Raw genomic sequence first — 18,442 nt, forward strand, 5'->3', positions numbered from 1 at the left:
CAAGTCTTAGAATCACCCAGTGTCAGGATACCAAAGATGCTCCGCAGTATTTGCCTTGTCGCCTCCACCGCTGTTTTCACACAATCCGCATGGGCGGATGTGCCGAAGGTCGTCACCGATATTGCTCCGATACATGGTCTGGCGTCGATGGTCATGGGCGATCTGGGCGCGCCGTCCATGATGATCGAACCGGGTACCAGCCCACATTCGAACGCCATGCGCCCATCGGTCGCCGCTGCCTTGCAGGACGCGGATGTCGTGTTCTGGGTCGGCGAGGAACTGAGCCCCTGGCTCCACGACCCGATCGAGACGCTCGGGGAAACGGCGCAGCACGTCGCGCTTCTTGATCTCGACGCATCCCGCCGCCTTGCGTCCCGCGATATTGAATCCTTCTCTTCGCAGGAAGATGACCACGGTCACGACGATCACGGTCACGACGATCATGACCACGACAATCACGGGCATGACGACCACGCGGAAGAGGGGCACGACCACGATCATTCCGGCACCGATCCCCATGCCTGGCTCGATCCGCAGAACGCGCAAACCTGGGTGACCCACATCGCCGAGGTTCTTGCAGAGCGAGCTCCCGAGAACGCCGACACCTACAAGGCAAATGCGGCCTCTGCCGTCCAGCAAATCGAAACGGCTGTTGAAAATGCGCAGGAGCGGCTCTCTGCGTTTCAGGATCGTCCTTTCATCGTCTTCCACGACGCCTACCAGTATTTCGAGACACGCTTCGGCCTCAAAGCCTCCGGTGCGCTCTCCCTGAGCGATGCCGTGCCGCCAAGCCCGTCGCACGTGGCCGAGATCCAGACCAGGATCCGCGAGACCGGAATTGTTTGCGTCTTCTCCGAACCGCAATACAGCGACGGCCTCGTGCAGACGGTGATTGACGGGACCGAAGCACGGTCTGTCGAACTCGATCCGCTGGGCGTTGCGCTGGAACCGGGCGCGTCGTTCTATCCAGACCTTATCAACGATATGGCCACCCGGTTCGAGACCTGTCTTCAGTAGTCGCGTTCAAAGAAAATTCCGAGCGACGAATTGCCAGTGTTGTCCACGCTTCCGCGGGCGGTGATGTCGGAGGTCACATCAAGGTTGAGATTGATCTCGGTCCGCCCGCCGCTTTCGACCACCACGTCGGAATAGACGTTGTTGGAAATGTACTTGCCCGCCCGTACGGCCGTCCCGCCATCATCGGTCTGACTTACATCAAGATCGTCGAGCCCGAACCCATCGCGTAGGCGGGACAAAATGCCAACGCCGCCGCGCCCGGCCAAGGTGGCGACCGCGTTGGCAAGCTCAAGCGCCTGCAAGGCCGACAGGTTCGACAGGTTGCGCCCGAAAAGAAGCTGCGCAAGCACCTCGTCCTCGGGCAGTTCCGGGGTCGAGGTGAAGGAGATGTCAGGCGACGACGCCGGCCCTTCGAGAATGATGCTCACGGTAATCCCGTTGGCATCGGTCGATGCAACGAAACGCAAAATCGGATTGAAACTGCCGCTTAGCTGAATGCGTCCTTCGTCCAGGACGAAGCGTTGGTTCAGGATATCCAACCGCCCGCGCACAAGCTCGAACCCACCTTGCGGAATGATGTCCGACGTAGGCCCGGTCAAGCGCAAGGACCCGGCCAGTTCGGCATCCAGCCCGCGACCGCGCACGAACACCTGGCCCGGCGCCGTCAGTGACAGGTCAAGCCGGGTGCTCGACGGTCCGCGCTCTGCCGCGACCTCTTCTTCGGCGGAGCCATTGATCCCCGCCCGGTCAAGCGTGCGCATCACGGGTCGCGTCGCGCCCAGATGATCGATCGGTGGGATCTCTCCCAAGGCCGATACACCAGAAGAGGGCACCTGAATTTCGGTTTCGTTCAGCCTCAGATCCCCGCTGATCAGCAGATCGCGCCCGATCGGACCGTTCAGGGAAACGGTGCCGTCGATGCTTGTGTCATAGAGATCGACATCACGGATACCGAATTGCCGCAGCGTTGCGGTGATATTGGCGTCAAAGCCGCTCAAACCGAGCCGCCCGTTCACGTCCACGCTTCCGCCGTTATTGCCCTGCGCCGACAGCCCAAGCTGTGCCGCGCCATTTGCCATTTGGATCTGACCGGTGATGGGCGCGAGGATGATCCCGAGCGTTGGCGCGCTGAATTCCGCCCCTTGCGGGGTGACCGTGCCCGACAGGCTCTCCAGGCCAAGTGGCCCGGAAAGGGTGAGATCAAGATTGGCCTGACCGTTCAGGCGTCGCGGCGTGATGAAGACATTGGCAAGACCCAAGGGGGCAGACCCGTCAATCGACAGGTTCGCAGTACCACCATTCGCAACGGTTCCATCAACGGCGAGAGTCGTCCCGCCTGGCCCGTCCAGATCGATATCGACGCCGTAGCCATCGCTGCGTTGCTGAACCGCCCCATCGACCACCAGCGCGCCCTGAAAATCCGGCGCGATCAACCCGACATTGGCAAGACGGGCCGAGATATCCAGATTGCTCAACGGCCCGTTTACCTGTGCCGAAATCTCGGAATTCTGAACATCCGCAGACAGGGTGCCTAGCGTGCCATTCTCGCCACTGGCACCGAATTCGAAGCGCGTCACTCCGGCGAGCAACCGGTCGACCGTGGCATTGTTGATGCCAAGACCCGAGCCCTGCCCGGAGGCGCTCACATCGAACGTCCCGCTATCCTGATAAGTGCCGCTCACATCGATGTTTGCACTGCCGCGCAACGGTTGTCCGGCCAGAGCGGACAAGGGCGCAAGGCTGTCCGCCACAAGCGAGACTGCAAATTCCGCATCTGGCGCGCTCAGAGCCTGCGAAACGGTCGCCGATCCTGTGGCGTTCAATGCGCCTGTATCCAGTCGGAACGCCTCGAGCGTCAGCCGTTCGCTTTCCTGCAACCAGTCAAATCGCCCAGTTATTGCCGGTGACGCGCCAATGGCTTGTGCCACCCGCGCGTCGGCAAGTCGCAAATTTGCCCCGTTCACGCGCAAATCGCCACCGACGGATACCAGCCCACCTCTCTCGCTCTGCGCAATCGCGCCGTCACCGGTGAGGGCGATCGTGGACGCAGACACTTGGGGAGATTGCAGATCGGTGACTTCGATCTCTGCATCCCACGACCCATCCAGGCCGCCGGTGGCGGTGATATCTACCACCCCGGCGTCAAGCTGCATCCCTCCCGCGAAAGGCAGGCGCACCGGCTGGGTCTGGTTCGACAGATCAGCCGTAATCTCCAAATTGCGCAACGTTGTCCCGGACAGGGAAACAGCGCCGTTGAACTGCGCGGCACCATCGGCTTCACCGGGATAGACCCTTTCAAGATTGCTCACCCGACCATTGAACCGAAGCGCGGTGTCCTCGCTTGTGATCTTGCCTGCCGCCTGCACATTCGCAGCCGGCGTCACCACACGCGCCTCGCGCAAGGTTGTGCCGGTCTCGTCGCGCCGCACGTCAAGCCGCGCAGACCCGACACCTTCCAAAAGGCGGTCCGCCACATCCTGACCCACCGACACATCCAGCGTTGTTCCGTCGATCACCAGATCCGCAATACCGGAGATCGGAGCGACCGTCCCATCGACCTGAACCTCGATCCGACCGGCAAGCTCGCGTCCGGCCGCGCCCGAAAACCGCGCGATGTTTTCGGCCACGACGCGCAGGTCAAGCGACAGTGGCATGGTATCCTCGGCGGTCCAGGTAACCGTCCCGTTCAACCCGTAATCTTCGCCATTGGCCTCGAGACCGGTCACGCGGATCGGCTGTCCGCTCTGGTAGTCGACCCGCGCCGCACCCGACAAATCCTGCCCAACCGCATCTGCCAAGCCCTGATCCGCAAGCGCCAAATCCTCGGCGGCCCAGGTGATGTCCAAACCAAGCTGCCCATCCTCGGCAAAGCTCGCCTGATCGATTTCGCCCCGTCCGGTCAGGGTCAGCACGTCCAGGCGCGCCGCAGGGTTTTCGAACTCCGAGACACGCGCGTCAAAAGTCAGATCGCCATTGAGCGCGGCATCGAACGTCACCTCGGCCACGCGTGTGTCACCGCCGCCGAAGGGAAGAACAACCGGTCCCCCATCCGGATTGGCGATCCGCCCTTCCGCGTCCAAGGTCTCGAGCCAGCCTGTTTCGGATACGACGGCGCTGCCGGTCAGCGACAGGGTATTGGCCGTCAAATCGAACTGCGGAAGCTCCGTGCGGCCGGACGCATCGCGGATGACCCGTGCCTGAAGCCCGATATCGGTGCCGAAGAAATCCCGTGTTTCCTCGGTCAGAAGCGGCGTCGGATCGCCGGAGATATCGACGCGCACGTCCCAGCCGCCGGTTTCAGCGGGTGCCAGGATTTCAACCGTTCCGGTGATGCGCGGCTCGTCGTCTGTTGCCAGAGCGATATCGGCGGCGAAATCGTCGACCGCGCCCTCGCCCTGCACCGTCAACGCCAGAGACGGCGCGCCGGGAATGCCCAGCAAGGTACCGGCCAGACCGCCTGCATCTTCCTCGGCACTCAGATCGACGGACAGTTGCCGCGAAGACGGATCATAGCTCGCTGCAAGTGCGATCTGCGCCTCATCCCCGTCGGTGCGGTCGAGGTTCAGATCAACCGTCGCGCCGCCATCGGCCAGATTTGCCGATCCGTTGACGGCAAATGTCGCGGCCTCACCCAAGAGCGGCGCGCCAAGCTCGACCGACCTGAGGGCGAATTCCGCAATCCGAATTTCCACCGGTAGGTCAGGAATGCTGAACGGTTCCGCCTCCGCGCTGGGTACCTCGGGTCCTGCGTCCGGGGCGCGTTCAACGACGACTCGTTCGGCTGTGAACGATGTGACATCCACGATCCCCCGCAACAGCGCCGCGCGGTTCCAATCGAGCACGACGTTTTCTGCGCGGAACCATTCGCCGGTATCATCCGAAATCGACAGCACTTCAATCGACGCCTCGCTCGATAGCGCACCTTCGAACCCGCGGATACGTACATCGCGTCCAGCCCCGGAAAGGGCGTCCTGCAACAACCCAGCCAGATAGCCCGGATCGTCGTCGCCATCTTGGGCAAAGCTGACCACCGGCCACCACAGCACTAAGAGAAGAGTCGCAAGAAAGCGCATATCAGAAGGCCTGCCCAATACCGATGTAAAGCTCGTATGCCTGTCCGGCCTCGTCGCCGGTCACAGGTGTGGCGAGGTCGACCCGGATTGGGCCGATCCCCGTGTTGTAGCGAAGTCCGACGCCGGCACCCGCGTGCCAATCGCTTTCACCGGCAAAGCCGCTTTCGTCGGTGATCATCCCGGCGTCGTAAAATCCGACCAGACCGATATTCTCGCGCACGCTGGCCCGCAATTCGGCCGAGATGCCGGCAAAACTCTGCCCGCCTGTGAATTCACCGTTGTCCAGTGTCACGCCGAGAGACTCGTAGGCCTGACCTCGCACGGTGCCGCCGCCGCCAGAATAGAACAGATAGTCTGGTACCGTGTCCTCAAGGCTCGGTCCCCAGATCGTCCCGATCTGCGCGCGTCCGGCGAGAACGAAACGATCCTCGGCCCCGAACCCGAAATATGCGCGTGCATCCGATGTGAATCGCAACCCGCTTTCGGTATCGTCGAGCCCGAGGAACGGCGTTCCCGTGGCCGACAGGTAATACCCGCCCGTTGGGTTCAACGTACTGTCCCGCGTATCGTAGGTCGCGCCAAGATTGGCGGTCAACAGTTGAAAATCACGCTCCCCAAAGGCGTCATCGGTGTCGATGTACCGGTACCCAAGCCCGAACGTGGCTGTTAACTGGTCTGAAAACCGATGTGTGAGCCCCGAGGAAATACTCGCCTGGTTGCTGCTATAACCGGGCTCGTTCAGTTGTTCGATTTCGGCGGTGAGGTAGAATTCGGTGTCCGGGGTAAAGGTCGCTGGCCGTCCGTAGGTCAGGATCAGCGAGTAATCCATTTCGTCCTCGTCGGTCCCGATCCCACCGATCTCACCCTCGATCCGCAGGCGCTCGGCACCCTGAAACAGATTGCGATGCAGCCAGAACGCGCTGAGCTTGCCACCCTCTTGCGTCGAAATCTCGGCGCCAAAGCCGAAACGGCGCGGCTTTTGTTCCGCCACCTGCAAGGCGAGGTCCAGAGTGCCGTCTGCATTCGGATCCTCGGCTTCGGAAATGGCGACAGAGCTGAAAACGCCGGTCTGGCGCAGACGCCGTTCGGCTTCGGAGATCTCTTCGGGATCGAACACTCCGCCTTGCGGCAGCCCGGCGATTTCGCGGATCCGTGTCCGGCGCACGCGATCATTGCCGGTCACCACGATATCGCCGAAACGCAGGCGGGGGCCGGGTGCAAGATCAAGCCGCACATCCAGTTCACGATTGGGGTGATCCGCTGTGATCTGCTGTTCGTCTAGCCGCGCCTTGGCATGACCGACATTCCGCCAGCCCGACACGCCCGCATCCACGGCTTCGCGGATCGGTGTCGTTCCAGCACGCGCGCCAGTCTGAAATGTCTCGGGAAGTTCCGTGCCCTCGGCCAAGGGCGCGATCTCTGCGCGACCAAAGCGAAACCGTGGGCCGGGGTCGATGTCGATCACGATATTGGCAATGCTGCCGGGTGCCTCGAACGGAGAAATGCCAGCCGCCTCGCGCCCGTCGATCCGGATCGACACGACCGGGCTGAACCGCCCGCCATCGTAAAGCGCAGCGACGATCCGACTGTAATCCGCCTGCGCCGCCGCGATCAGAGCTTGCGGCGTTGCCTTTTCGCTGTCCTGCAACGCGAACAGCGACATGGCATCTTTCAATTCGCTGCGAAGGTCGTCGCTTCCGCCCGAGACATTGAGGTCGAGGTTCTGAGCCGCGCCGATCCCGGGTGCTGCCAGCAGAGACGCGCACAGGATCGTGCGTTTCAACCTGTTCATTTGCCCTAAACCTCGTTTTTGGTTTTTTTAACCGTAACAGCCCAACGACTCCGCGTGCAAACGAGTTCCGAGGCGATCTCATCACATTTCGGACGACACAGCAGCGATGCAACAAAAGGCACGCATGGCTTGGGGTCACCATGCGTGCGAGGTGCGGCGGACCAAGGACCAAGGTCCGCCGTGGTTCCAGCGCGGTTTAGTTGCGCGCCAGTGTGTATCCACGGTTCCGCAAGCAGGGCAGGGCGTAAGCGCGTGCGGTCCCGCCACGTGTTTCGACATTCATGCGGCATGCATTGGGCAGGGACCGGGAACTGAAGTTGTTGCGCTGCAAACACCGGTCCAGAACAACGCGGTTCACGCGCCCGCCTTCGATCCGACGCACGCACTGGGCAGGCAGTGCCGTCGCACGATCGTGACGGCCGTAATTCCGCGGAACCACTTTGGGGACCGGCTTGTAGGACTTTTGATTGTAGTACTGCTGGTTGTAATACTGCTGTTTCGGTCGATGTTGCGTGATGACCTTTTTGCGGTCGTCGCGATCATCGTCCCGCGCGTTCTGGATCGCTTTGCCGATGATGAACACTGTCGCGGCACCGGCCAGCAATCGGGCGATGTCCTCTTCCGATGCGGCGCGCGCGGGGGCGGCTGAGAATGCGGCGATCGTTGTGGATATGGCCAGAACGGCCGCGATGAATTTGCGTGACATGGTTGGGGTTCCTTTCCCTGTCTGACGCCGGTGGGGCGATGTGATACGCAAGGACCATCTGGCCTTTGCTCGTATCTCCATCTCGGTTCGACTTCGGGAGTCAGACAATATCGCCCCCCGGTTATCCGATAGCGGCACCGCCGTTATTGAATTTCCCCCGACTTCGCCGCACGTTGAGCGCATGAAACACATTCTTCCCATTCTGGTCGTTACGGCCCTGGCCATGCCCGCCACCGCGCAGGCCGCTTGCTACGCCGATTACAAGGCCAAGCAGGACGCGCCTCTGCGCCTGCATTACGGCGTCGCCGAGATCTCGGATCCCTGCACGCCCGCCTCTGCGAGACAGCAGTTACAATCCCGGCTTGCACAGGCGGGCTGGACGCTGCTCAATGTGGTGTCGGTTTTTGATGAAACCGGGCTTGCGGAAAGGAAAGACAGTGCCGGACCTCACTTCCTCCGTTACTGACGCGCGCCGCTCCGGCAGCCGCATCGTGGTCATCGGTATCAGCGTGATCGTGGCGCTTCTGGTGCTGGCGGGTGTGTTTCTTGTCCTCACCCTGCCCGACGCAAATGCGTTCAACGCGCGGGTAGAGCGGATTTTCGTCGAAAACGACGATCTCACCTCGCAGGCCGAGGTCAAGCTGCTCGAAATCCTCGCGCAGTCGGGCACCGCCTTTTCCGATACGCTGGCGGGGTATCGGACGACCATCTTCGTGCTTCTGGTCTTTGCCACCGCCATGCTCGTAGCGGCGTTGGTATTTCTCGTGATGCTCGTGATCCTGAACCGGCGCATGGCGCAGATCGAACGCTCGGGCATTCAGGTCAATTCGCTGATCGTCAGCCGCGAGGAGAACACCGTCTACCTCAATACGATGGGGTTCAAACTGACTGATGCGATGATCGAAACCATCTCGATTCTGGCCGAGGCCCGCCTTGACGACGAATTGCTGTCAGGCGCGCAGATCGAGGCGATCATCTCGGGCCGGTCCGAGGTCGATTGCGACGAAGCGGCGGGCGCCACGCGGATCAAGCGGCTGCGCGACGGGCTGGGCAATCAGCTGGTCAGCGAACTGCTTATCAAGAACATCGCGCGTCGGGGATATATGCTCGCCATCGACAAGGACGTGATCGAGGTGCTCTGACCCGCTTTGGTCAGCGTCTACGCAGTATAGACAAGCTCGTCCGAAATCCGTCGGTGCAACGCCTGTCCAGCGCCCAGAACGCCATCCGTCTGCGGCATCCGATTGTTGAATCGCAGGTCCTCGCCGGATCGGTTAGACACCCTCGCTCCCGCTTCCGACAGGATCAGGGCACCCGCGGCGATGTCCCATTCCCAACTTGGCCGGAACGTCAACATCGCATCATAGCGCCCTTGTGCCACCAGACACAGCCGATAGGCGAGCGAGGGACGATGCGACCGGGCAAAACCGGGCACGGCATCGCGCCAATGAATCGGGTCCATGTTCGGCTTGGTGGCCAGAACCCGAGCATCATCAATATCGGCAGTATCGGAAACATGGATCTGATCCCCATTGCAAAACGCGCCCTGCGTGATGCTTGCGGAATAAAGCAAATTCATTTCCGGAAGGTAAACGACACCCTGCGTGACGATGCCGTTTTCGACAACCGCCAGCGAATGCGCCCAGGTCGCCTCGCCTTTGACGAAACTGCGTGTGCCGTCGATGGGATCGACGATGAACACCCTCTCCGTGCCCAAGCGCGACGCATCGTCCTCGGTCTCTTCGCTCAGCCAGCCGTAATCGGGCCGCGACGCCGTCAGGCTTTCGCGCAGGGCGTTGTCCACGGCGTAATCCGCCTGCGTGACCGGCCCAGCGTCATCTGCCTTATGTTCGACATCCAGCCCCCGCGCCTTTTCGCGCAGCGCGATCTCTCCCGCCATACGGGCAGCGTCTATGAGGAGGTCAAGATCACTCACCTGCAAGGGTCAGCCCCTCGACCAGAAGCGATGGCACGACCCGGCTCAGCCACGGACGCGCGTCATTCGCCGGAACGATGGTCTTGAGCATCTCGATCAGGTTGCCCGCAATCGTCACGCCGCTGACCGGATAGGCCACTTCGCCATTCTCGACCCAGAATCCTGCCGCGCCCCGCGAATAGTCGCCCGTGTTGGGATTGATCGTCGATCCGATCATCGACGTCACGACAAGCCCGGTGCCCATGTCCGTGATCAAACCCGCGCGATCCTGTGCGCCTGGCGTCAGTGCCACGTTCGAGACACTGGGCGACGGCCCCCCGGTTGTCCCGCGCGCCGCGTTTCCGGTGGGGTCCAGCCCAAGTTTCCGCGCCGTCGCCAGATCGAGCGTCCACCCCGTCAGCACCCCGTCCTTGACGATATCGCGCTTCTCTGTCGCCAACCCTTCGGCATCGAACGGACGCGATCCCCCGACACGCACGCGATGCGGATCCTCGGTCAGGCTCAGCTCCGCTGGCAGAACCTCTTTGCCCAGCAGGTCCAGCGCCCAGGACGACCGCCGCGCAATCGCAGCGCCGTTGATCGCCATCAGCAAATGCCCGATCAGCGACGATGAAATCCGCTCGTCAAACAGCACCGGATAGGCGCCCGTTTTTGGCTTGCGCGGGTTCATCCGTTCCAGCGTGCGCTCGGCTGCGGTACGGCCGATCTCCTGCGCCGACCGCAGATCGGCCTGAAAAATGCGCTGATCGCCATCGTAATCGCGCTCCATCCCGGTTCCCGTGCCTGCAATTGCGACACAGGACACCGACCGTGACGTCCGCTGATAGCCACCGGAAAACCCGTTGCTGGCGGCAAGGTGGATCGCCTGCGACCCATAGCCTGCCGAAGCGGACGACACCTGCGTGATCCCGTCCACCGCCAACGCCGCCGCCTCTGCATCCCGCGCATCCTGCTCCAGCGCGGCGGGCGACGGCTCGGGTGACGGGTCATACATCTCGAGCCAGTCGGACTCGCGGTTCCGGGCCAACTGATGAGGATCGGCCAGCCCGGTATAGGGATCCTCCGGGGCCTCCCGCGCCATCGCGACCGCGCGTTCCGCCATGATCGCGAGACTGTCCGCCCGCACGTCCGATGACGATACGTTGGCAACCCGCTTCCCCACGAAGACCCGCAAACCGATATCGGTGCTTTCCGACCGTTCCGCCTGTTCCAGTACCCCGCCCCGCACGTCGATGGAGATGGAGTTGCCCTGCACCGCCAGCACATCGGCGGCATCGGCCCCGGCGGCGTGGGCGCGCTGCAACAGGCTTTGCGTCAGATCGTCAAGCGTGTCTGTCATGGAGTCTCCGATGCCAAAATTCGTGTCGCAGAGAGGTAGAGCGGCGAACGCACCACCGCAACCCTACGGATCGCGCGGAGCCACGACGCCCACGATCGGCCCAAGCCAGCGCCCGAAATCCGACCGGTTCAGCTGCGGCGCATGGATCCGCGACACACTGCCATCCAGGAAAAGCGCCTGCGGCAAGCCCAGATCGTCGCGGAAAATGCGACCGAATTGGTGGAAGGTGACCGGCTGATCCGAGATCACGAAGACCACCCGCGTGCCGTCCTCGGACGTGCCCACACCATTGCGGATATAGCGCGACGTGCTGTCGACCAGGAATCTCGGGTGCAGTTCCCCGTCGATCACCAGCATTGGCCCCGATTGCGTCGCAAACCGGCATTCCGGACGGGCGGCATCATAGGCAAGCGTTTCGATCACGTCTGCCCGATCGTCGCGGATGCAGAAAATCCCGTTCGGCAACAGCCCGAAATTCCCTGGCCCGGCATTTGGGATCACGCGCATGATCTCTTCGCCGTCCTCGACATAGTGACCCACCGGCGCACGATCGCTGTGATACATCCCGCCGTTCATCGCGAAGACCAGCGTCTTGCCTTCTGCCGCCAGGGCCCCGTCGATGGCCGTGAACTGCCCGTATTTTTCTCCTGACGGCGCGTCGAGGAAAAGGCGCAGATCGGCTTCGCGAGGATCGACCTCGCAAGCGGTATAGGCCAGCCCGTCGAATTGGCGTTCCTCGCAGGTCACACTGGCCCGCGCCGAGAGCCCGGTCATCGCGACAAGCGCCAACGACGCCAAAACCGCCCTAGTTTTCGATATCACGACGCACATCGTCTTGTTCAAACATCCGGCGCGTATCGTCCATCCGGTCGAACGTGTCGTCCAGCTTGAACCGCAATTCGGGCGAGAACTTCAGCGTCAGATTCTTCGACACCGCGCGACGCAATTCGCTGCGGTTGCGGTTGAGAAGCTCCAGCACATCCTCCTGGCCCTTGCCGCCCAACGGCACGACAAAGGCCGTGGCGACGCGCAGGTCAGGCGACACGCGCACTTCCCCCACGGTGATGGAGTAGCGGTTCAGATCGGGATCGTGAATGTCCCCCCGCGCCAGCACATCGGCCAGCGTCCGGCGGATCAATTCCCCCACGCGCAGCTGTCGCTGGCTGGGTCCCTCAGAGCTGTGAGATCGGTTTTTTGCCATATTCGGCACATAAGCGGTCTGGCGGCCTTTGCCAAGCAGAGGGTCACCCGCTATTGAGGCGAAAATCCACCAGCGGAGACTGTCATGAGCGAAGAGATCGGTGTCGTTGTCACGGGGGTGTCCGGGCGCATGGGGCAAATGCTGGTGGCCGAGATCGCCAAACATCCCCGGATGCACCTCGCCGGTGCGGTCGAGCGCGAAGGCCACGACTGGGTCGGTCAGGATGTCGGCACTGCGATGGGGGGTGCGGCGATGGGCGTGATCGTGGCCGATGATCCGCTGGATTGCTTCGCGCGTGCGCAGGCGGTGATCGACTTCACCGCGCCTGCTGCTACGGTCGCATTCGCCGAACTCGCGGCTCAGGCACGCGCGGTGCATGTGATCGGCACCACTGGCCTGTCCGACAATGACCTCACCAAGATCAAGGCAGCCGCGCACCACGCCGTGATCGTGCGCGCAGGCAACATGAGCCTTGGCGTCAACCTGCTGACCGTGCTGACCCGCAAGGTCGCGGCGGCACTGGACGCCGATTACGATATTGAGGTGATCGAATACCACCACAACAAAAAGGTCGATGCGCCCTCCGGGACCGCTCTGATGTTGGGGGAGGCGGCGGCTGAGGGGCGCGGTGTTGACCTGCGCGAGGTGTCCGATCGGGGTCGCGACGGCATAACCGGCGCGCGCAAGCGTGGCGATATCGGCTTCAGCGCCATCCGGGGTGGCGATATCGTCGGCGAGCATGACGTGCTCTTTGCGGCAGAGGGCGAACGCATCACACTGCGCCACGTTGCCAGCGACCGTGCGGTCTTTGCCCGCGGCGCGCTCAAGGCGGCGCTTTGGGGGCAGGACAAGGCGCCGGGTGAGTACGATATGCTCGACGTTCTGGGCCTGTCCGAGGAATGATCGCGCCACGCACCTTGGGAACTCTTTGATCCAATCGTGCATTTCTTGCGTATCTTAAAGCAAGAAACCTGCCCGGAGGACCAAAGAGATGACACGTATCGCCCTGATCGCCGCTGTCGCTGCCGGTTTCGCGCTGCCGACGATGGCCGCCGCAGACCTCAAGCGCGTTGAAAGCAAGTCAGAATTTGTCCAGCTCGTACAGGGCAAAACTCTGTCTCGCCCGCTCGTACGTCTTCAGGTCAGCCCAAATGGTCAGATCTCGGGACGCGGCGCCACTTGGGATGTGACCGGTTCATGGACGTGGCAGGACGGCTTCTTTTGCCGCGATCTGAATTGGGGCGGCGATGATCTTGGCTATAATTGCCAGGCTGTTCTCGCAAACGGATCAGAGATGCGCTTTATCGCCGATCAAGGCGCGGGCGATGCCGCCGATTTTCGTATCCGCTGACGGTCAGAAGTCGATCGCGAGGCCGCCTTTTTCCCAGTCGCCATAGCGCACGGGCTCGGGTCCATCGCGGCCCCCCAACTCTTTGGGAAGCGGCTGTTCGGCAGCCGCTTTTTTGCGGCGCTCCTCCGCTTCGGCGAGGGCACGCTGGGCGGCGGGGGGCAAGTCTTTGGGTGTGTCAGAACTCATCGCGGTCTTCCATATCTGCTCTCTTTGATATACGCGCCTTCCGGTCCGGGACAACCCCGGCCCGTTACAGGATAGCCCCTTGCCCGCACCCGCATCGCCTCGCCTCGTCGCCTTGGACGGCCTTAGCCAGATCATCGGCGAAGGCCGCATGTTGTCCGAAGTCACAAGCGATCCGGTCTGGCAGGATTTGACCCCTCCCGAGCGCGCGACGGCGCAACGGCTCATCACCGAAACGCTCCGCTACCTGGGCCGCGCCGATCACCTGCTGACCCCGAACCTGCAACGCCAGCCGCCACTGCGGGTGATGAACCTGCTGCGCATGGCGACGGTCGAACTGATGACCGGCGGCGCCGCGCATGGCGTGGTGAACGAAGCGGTGAAACTCGCCGGTCGGAACAAGAAGACCGCACCGATGAAGGGGCTGGTGAACGCAGTCCTTCGCAAGATCACCGCTTTGGATCAGGACGCGTGGGAAAAAGCCCCCGACACCATGCTGCCGAAATGGCTGCGCCCGAAACTCGCGAAAGCGTGGAGCAAGCCCGTCGTCGCACAGATCGAACGCGCTCATGCCGTGCCGCCACCCATCGACCTGTCGGTGAAATCCGACCCGCAGGGCTGGGCGAAAAAGCTTGATGCAGAGCTGTTGCCGACGGGCTCACTTCGTCTGTCCGCGCGCGGTCAGCTTTCGGCATTGCCGGGGTTCGACACCGGCGATTGGTGGGTTCAGGACGCTGCAGCGGCGCTGCCTGTGCAACTGCTCGGCGATGTCACGGGCAAGCGCGTGCTCGACATCTGCGCCGCGCCGGGTGGCAAGACGATGCAGCTCGCGGCCAAAGGCGCCGACGTGACCGCGCTCGACATCTCCGAAACGCGCATAGCCCGACTGACAGAAAACCTCGCGCGCACAAAGCTGACGGCGAAGACCGTGATCGCGGACGCCCTGACTTACGATGACGGTCTCTTCGATGCGATCCTGCTGGACGCGCCCTGTTCGGCCACCGGCACGATCCGGCGGCATCCTGACCTGCCCTACGTGAAATCGCAGACCGGGATCGACGATCTGGTCAAACTCCAGCGCGCGTTGCTGACCCGTACGGTTCAGCACCTCAAACCGTACGGCACGCTGGTCTACTGCACCTGTAGCCTGCTGCGCGAAGAAGGCGAGGATCAGGTCAAATGGCTCCTGTCCGAGACCGATGATCTTGAACTCCTGCCGCCAGACGCCCCCGGCCTCGACCCCGACTGGATCAGCCCCGAGGGCGGCGTTCGCCTGCGCCCGGACTACTGGCCGGACAAAGGCGGGATGGACGGGTTTTACATGGCTGTGCTGCGCCGCAAGGGCAATCCATCGCCAGCATGACAATTGAACCGTGACTCGATGCGATCACGAAGGTATGATGTCGGCATAAGAACGCTTGCGCAAACGCAAGGCTGAGGCAGAGCTGATGTTTCGACTGGACGCCGCAAAACGGGCGCAGACCCGGCTTTTGAACCGTGTTCACGCGCGTCTGTCTGCACGCGTCAAACCTGCCACCGCCTTTGTCGGACACCCCGAACCCCGCACTGTCGGCTCCTTCGCGCGGGGGCGGCAACTGACGGCGGGCAATCTGCTTTTCGCCGGCCATCTGGTCGAAGCCCCCGGGGCGAACCTGTGGGACATCACGCCGCCGGACGATGCGTTTCTCGAAGAAATCCACGGGTTTCACTGGCTCGACGACATGGCCAGCGTCGGCGATGCCACAACCCGAAAAACCGCGCAGGACTGGCTGTTCACCTGGATCGAGCGGTACGGCAACGGCTCGGGACCGGGCTGGACCCCTGAATTGGCCGGGCGGCGTGTCATCCGCTGGCTGCATCACGCGATCTTCGTGCTGAGCGGAGCGACGCCCGAGCAATCCCGCGCGTTCTTCCGCTCCATCGCGCAGCAGACCATTTTCCTCAACCGCCGCTGGCACAGTTCGCCCCCCGGTCTGCCCCGGTTCGAGGCGCTGACCGGCCTGATCTCTGCCGGGCTGTCGCTGCAAGGCATGGAGGGTCAGGCCGCCCCGGCGATCAAGGCTCTGGGCCAGGAATGTGCCCGCCAGATCGACGCGGCAGGCGGTATCCCGACGCGCAATCCCGAGGAACTGCTCGAAGTCTGTACGCTGCTCATCTGGGCGCGGGACGCCTTGCACGAAACCAGGCGGACCCCTGAACTCGCGCATATTCAGGCCATCGCCAAAATCGTGCCCACGCTGCGCGCTTTGCGACACGCCGATGGTGGTCTCGCGCGGTTTCATGGCGGCGGCCGGGGCGTCGAAGGACGGCTCGATACCGCTCTCGCAGCCGCTGGTGTCAAGGCGCAGGCGGCGCAGGATTTGGCGATGGGCTATGCCCGCCTGTCGGCCGGCCGCACCACCATGATCATCGACGCCGCCGCCCCGCCATCGGGCATGGCCAGCTTCAACGCCCATGCCTCCACCCTCGCGTTCGAGCTGACCTCGGGGCGGCGCCCGCTGATCGTGAACTGCGGATCGGGCGCGACATTCGGTGAGGATTGGCGCCGGGCAGGGCGGGCGACACCGTCCCATTCCACGCTCTGTCTCGATGGCTTCTCAAGCTCGCGCCTTGGCGCCACCTCGCGGATGGGCCCGATCGAACGCGAGTTGCTGGATGATGTGCCGAAAGGCGTGCCGGTCGAACTGTCCCGCGCGACGGACGGCGTTCGGTTCGAAGGCGGGCATGACGGCTATCTGCGCACGCATGGCCTGACCCATGCCCGCATCCTTGAGCTCACCTTTGACGGGCGCGGCATCGTGGGCGAAGACCTGTTGGTGTCGCTCGATGCCACCAGCAAAGCGCGCTTCGACCAAAAGATCGAAGCCACCCGCCTGTCGGGCATCCCCTTCGACATCCGCTTCCACCTGCATCCCGAGGTCGACACCGCCATCGACATGAATGGCAGCGCCGTCAGCATGGCGCTGCGCAGCGGCGAGATCTGGGTATTCCGCTTTGAAGGCTATTGCGAATTAGCGCTGGAACCGTCGGTTTACCTCGAAAAAGGCCGTCTGCGTCCCCGCGCGACGAAACAGATCGTTTTATCTGCCCGCGCAATGGAGTATGCGACCCGCGTTCGCTGGTCGTTGGCCAAGGCTCAGGACACCGCCATCGCGGTGCGGGATCTTGTTCAGGACGATGCGACGCTGCTGAACTGAACATCGGGATTCCTTGCTGCCATGACCAATCTTGCCCCCCTCCGCCGTGCGCTCTTGTCCGTGTCAAACAAAACCGGACTCGTCGATCTTGCCAAGGCGCTGCACGCGCGGGATGTGGAGCTTCTGTCCACCGGCGGATCCGCCAAGACGCTGCGCGATGCCGGTATCCCGGTCAAGGACGTGGCCGAAGTGACGGGCTTTCCGGAAATGATGGACGGTCGGGTCAAGACGTTGCACCCGATGGTGCATGGTGGCTTGCTGGCGTTGCGCGACAACGACGACCACGTCGCGTCGATGTTTCAGCATGACATCAAGGCGATCGATCTGCTGGTGGTGAATCTTTATCCGTTTGAGGAAACCGTCGCCGAAGGTGCCGATTATGACACCTGCATCGAAAATATCGACATCGGCGGTCCCGCGATGATCCGCGCGGCGGCCAAGAACCATGCCTTCGTCACCACGGTCGTGGATGTAGAGGATTACGACGCGCTGCTCAGCGAACTCGACGCGCATGACGGTCAGACCACGCTGGCGTTCCGCCAGCGCATGGCCCAAATCGCCTACGCGCGCACTGGGGCGTATGATGCGGCGGTCAGCACCTGGATGGCAGGCGCCATTGGCGAGGCGACCCCGCGCCGCCGGGTCTTTGCCGGAACTCTGGCGCAACCCTTGCGCTACGGTGAGAACCCGCATCAGGGTGCCGCCTTTTATCGCGATGGCAGCAACCGTCCGGGTGTCGCCATCGCCGAGCAATTGCAGGGCAAGGAACTCAGCTACAACAACATCAACGACACTGATGCGGCCTTCGAGCTTGTGTCGGAATTTCTGCCGCGTGACGGCTTTGCCTGCGCGATCATCAAACACGCCAATCCTTGCGGTGTGGCCACGGGCCGGACCTTGAAAGAAGCCTACCAAAAAGCGTTCGACTGCGACCGCACTTCGGCCTTTGGCGGGATCGTGGCGCTGAACTCGACGCTCGACGGCGAAACGGCCGAGGCGATTTCCGAGATTTTCACCGAGGTCGTCATCGCCCCCGGCGCGCATCAGGATGCCAAGGATGTGTTTGCGGCCAAGAAGAACCTGCGCCTGCTGATGGCTCCGGGTCTGGCCAACACCGCTGAACCGGGTATCGCGTGGAAGCAGGTCTCCGGCGGTCTGCTTGTGCAGGATCGCGACAACGGGCGGATCGACTTGGACGATCTCAAGGTCGTTACCAAGATCGCTCCGACCGATGACCAGATGCGCGACTTGCTGTTCGCGTGGACCGTCGCGAAGCACGTCAAATCCAACGCCATCGTCTACGTCAAGGACGGCGCGACCGTGGGTGTCGGCGCGGGCCAGATGAGCCGCCTCGACAGCGCGCTTATCGCCGCCAAGAAAGCCGAACGCATGGCTGAGGCGCTTGGCTTGCCCGAACCGTTGACCAAGGGAAGCGCCGTCGCCTCTGACGCCTTCTTCCCCTTCGCCGATGGCCTGATGGAAGCAGCGGCGGCGGGGGCGTCCTGTGTCATCCAACCGGGCGGGTCGATGCGCGACGATGAGGTTATCAAGGCCGCGGACGAGGCTGGTCTGGCGATGGTTCTCACAGGGATGCGTCACTTCCGGCACTGATTTTACCGAACGGTAAAATTTCTGCCTATCGAAAGG

General features: G+C 62.7%; 16 protein-coding genes. 8 read left to right on the top strand and 8 right to left on the bottom strand.

The features are described from left to right. Window positions 1–36 precede the first annotated feature (36 nt). Entirely contained in the window at window positions 37–1,017 is a 981-nt protein-coding gene (locus tag Q1B16_RS10265) for a zinc ABC transporter substrate-binding protein (protein ID WP_299787529.1), read from the top strand. On the opposite strand, the gene Q1B16_RS10270 is transcribed toward Q1B16_RS10265, so the two are convergent. The 3 genes from Q1B16_RS10270 to Q1B16_RS10280 all read right to left on the bottom strand — a co-directional run bounded on the left by Q1B16_RS10270 (window position 1,011) and on the right by Q1B16_RS10280 (window position 7,588). Further along, entirely contained in the window at window positions 1,011–5,090 is a 4,080-nt protein-coding gene (locus Q1B16_RS10270; protein WP_299787532.1) for a translocation/assembly module TamB domain-containing protein, read from the bottom strand. The genes Q1B16_RS10265 and Q1B16_RS10270 overlap by 7 nt on opposite strands. Before the next feature lies 1 nt (window position 5,091). Next, window positions 5,092–6,882: an autotransporter assembly complex family protein gene (locus Q1B16_RS10275; protein WP_299787537.1), complete on the bottom strand. Its 1,791-nt coding sequence runs from the start codon at window positions 6,880–6,882 to the stop codon at window positions 5,092–5,094. Window positions 6,883–7,078: 196 nt separating this feature from the next. Then, window positions 7,079–7,588 (bottom strand): hypothetical protein, encoded by a 510-nt coding sequence (locus Q1B16_RS10280; protein WP_299787540.1) that lies wholly within the window; start codon window positions 7,586–7,588, stop codon window positions 7,079–7,081. A 181-nt stretch (window positions 7,589–7,769) separates the two neighbouring features. On the opposite strand from Q1B16_RS10280, the gene Q1B16_RS10285 reads away from it, so the two are divergent. Then, window positions 7,770–8,054 (top strand): hypothetical protein, encoded by a 285-nt coding sequence (locus Q1B16_RS10285; RefSeq protein WP_299787543.1) that lies wholly within the window; start codon window positions 7,770–7,772, stop codon window positions 8,052–8,054. After that, entirely contained in the window at window positions 8,026–8,730 is a 705-nt protein-coding gene (locus Q1B16_RS10290; protein ID WP_299787546.1) for a hypothetical protein, read from the top strand. The genes Q1B16_RS10285 and Q1B16_RS10290 overlap by 29 nt, the downstream gene beginning before the upstream one ends. A gap of 17 nt (window positions 8,731–8,747) precedes the next feature. Here the strand turns inward: Q1B16_RS10290 and Q1B16_RS10295 are convergent, their stop codons facing one another. The 4 genes from Q1B16_RS10295 to rbfA all read right to left on the bottom strand — a co-directional run bounded on the left by Q1B16_RS10295 (window position 8,748) and on the right by rbfA (window position 12,064). Continuing rightward, entirely contained in the window at window positions 8,748–9,530 is a 783-nt protein-coding gene (locus Q1B16_RS10295) for a 3'(2'),5'-bisphosphate nucleotidase CysQ (RefSeq protein WP_299787549.1), read from the bottom strand. After that, entirely contained in the window at window positions 9,517–10,863 is a 1,347-nt protein-coding gene (locus Q1B16_RS10300) for a TldD/PmbA family protein (RefSeq protein ID WP_299787553.1), read from the bottom strand. Before Q1B16_RS10300 ends, Q1B16_RS10295 begins: the two co-directional genes overlap by 14 nt. 63 nt (window positions 10,864–10,926) lie before the next feature. Further along, window positions 10,927–11,637, bottom strand: coding sequence for a phosphodiester glycosidase family protein (locus Q1B16_RS10305; protein ID WP_299787867.1), 711 nt, complete (start codon window positions 11,635–11,637; stop codon window positions 10,927–10,929). 31 nt (window positions 11,638–11,668) lie between these two features. Next, on the bottom strand, window positions 11,669–12,064 hold the full coding sequence (rbfA, locus tag Q1B16_RS10310; RefSeq protein ID WP_299787556.1) for a 30S ribosome-binding factor RbfA: 396 nt from the start codon (window positions 12,062–12,064) through the stop codon (window positions 11,669–11,671). 84 nt (window positions 12,065–12,148) lie between these two features. Here rbfA and dapB point away from each other — a divergent pair, with 84 nt between their 5' ends. Then, the gene (gene dapB / locus Q1B16_RS10315) at window positions 12,149–12,967 is read left to right on the top strand and encodes a 4-hydroxy-tetrahydrodipicolinate reductase (RefSeq protein ID WP_299787559.1); all 819 of its coding nucleotides are present in this window, start codon (window positions 12,149–12,151) and stop codon (window positions 12,965–12,967) included. 88 nt (window positions 12,968–13,055) lie between these two features. Further along, window positions 13,056–13,415, top strand: coding sequence for a dihydrodipicolinate reductase (locus tag Q1B16_RS10320; protein WP_299787562.1), 360 nt, complete (start codon window positions 13,056–13,058; stop codon window positions 13,413–13,415). Window positions 13,416–13,418: 3 nt separating this feature from the next. On the opposite strand, the gene Q1B16_RS10325 is transcribed toward Q1B16_RS10320, so the two are convergent. Beyond that, the gene (locus tag Q1B16_RS10325) at window positions 13,419–13,601 is read right to left on the bottom strand and encodes a DUF1674 domain-containing protein (protein WP_299787565.1); all 183 of its coding nucleotides are present in this window, start codon (window positions 13,599–13,601) and stop codon (window positions 13,419–13,421) included. Between the two features lie 79 nt (window positions 13,602–13,680). On the opposite strand from Q1B16_RS10325, the gene Q1B16_RS10330 reads away from it, so the two are divergent. The 3 genes from Q1B16_RS10330 (at window position 13,681) to purH (ending at window position 18,406) form a co-directional block, all read left to right on the top strand. Continuing rightward, on the top strand, window positions 13,681–14,961 hold the full coding sequence (locus tag Q1B16_RS10330) for a transcription antitermination factor NusB (protein WP_299787568.1): 1,281 nt from the start codon (window positions 13,681–13,683) through the stop codon (window positions 14,959–14,961). Between the two features lie 85 nt (window positions 14,962–15,046). Further along, window positions 15,047–16,795, top strand: a complete 1,749-nt coding sequence (locus tag Q1B16_RS10335) for a heparinase II/III family protein (protein WP_299787571.1) — start codon at window positions 15,047–15,049, stop codon at window positions 16,793–16,795. A gap of 21 nt (window positions 16,796–16,816) precedes the next feature. Then, window positions 16,817–18,406, top strand: coding sequence for a bifunctional phosphoribosylaminoimidazolecarboxamide formyltransferase/IMP cyclohydrolase (gene purH / locus Q1B16_RS10340; protein WP_299787574.1), 1,590 nt, complete (start codon window positions 16,817–16,819; stop codon window positions 18,404–18,406). Window positions 18,407–18,442 lie beyond the last annotated feature (36 nt).

Origin of the sequence: uncultured Marivita sp., assembly GCF_947488135.1 — a bacterium.
GTDB lineage: Bacteria > Pseudomonadota > Alphaproteobacteria > Rhodobacterales > Rhodobacteraceae > Marivita.

Excerpts from the sequence above, each read along its gene's own strand:
- Q1B16_RS10335 (WP_299787571.1), top strand. The coding sequence starts at position 15,047 with ATGTTTCGACTGGACGCCGCAAAACGGGCGCAGACCCGGCTTTTGAAC.
- Q1B16_RS10265 (WP_299787529.1), top strand. The coding sequence starts at position 37 with ATGCTCCGCAGTATTTGCCTTGTCGCCTCCACCGCTGTTTTCACACAA.
- dapB (WP_299787559.1), top strand. The coding sequence starts at position 12,149 with ATGAGCGAAGAGATCGGTGTCGTTGTCACGGGGGTGTCCGGGCGCATG.
- Q1B16_RS10300 (WP_299787553.1), bottom strand. The coding sequence starts at position 10,863 with ATGACAGACACGCTTGACGATCTGACGCAAAGCCTGTTGCAGCGCGCC.
- Q1B16_RS10275 (WP_299787537.1), bottom strand. The coding sequence starts at position 6,882 with ATGAACAGGTTGAAACGCACGATCCTGTGCGCGTCTCTGCTGGCAGCA.
- purH (WP_299787574.1), top strand. The coding sequence starts at position 16,817 with ATGACCAATCTTGCCCCCCTCCGCCGTGCGCTCTTGTCCGTGTCAAAC.
- Q1B16_RS10270 (WP_299787532.1), bottom strand. The coding sequence starts at position 5,090 with ATGCGCTTTCTTGCGACTCTTCTCTTAGTGCTGTGGTGGCCGGTGGTC.
- rbfA (WP_299787556.1), bottom strand. The coding sequence starts at position 12,064 with ATGGCAAAAAACCGATCTCACAGCTCTGAGGGACCCAGCCAGCGACAG.
- Q1B16_RS10285 (WP_299787543.1), top strand. The coding sequence starts at position 7,770 with ATGAAACACATTCTTCCCATTCTGGTCGTTACGGCCCTGGCCATGCCC.
- Q1B16_RS10280 (WP_299787540.1), bottom strand. The coding sequence starts at position 7,588 with ATGTCACGCAAATTCATCGCGGCCGTTCTGGCCATATCCACAACGATC.
- Q1B16_RS10325 (WP_299787565.1), bottom strand. The coding sequence starts at position 13,601 with ATGAGTTCTGACACACCCAAAGACTTGCCCCCCGCCGCCCAGCGTGCC.
- Q1B16_RS10305 (WP_299787867.1), bottom strand. The coding sequence starts at position 11,637 with ATGACCGGGCTCTCGGCGCGGGCCAGTGTGACCTGCGAGGAACGCCAA.
- Q1B16_RS10320 (WP_299787562.1), top strand. The coding sequence starts at position 13,056 with ATGACACGTATCGCCCTGATCGCCGCTGTCGCTGCCGGTTTCGCGCTG.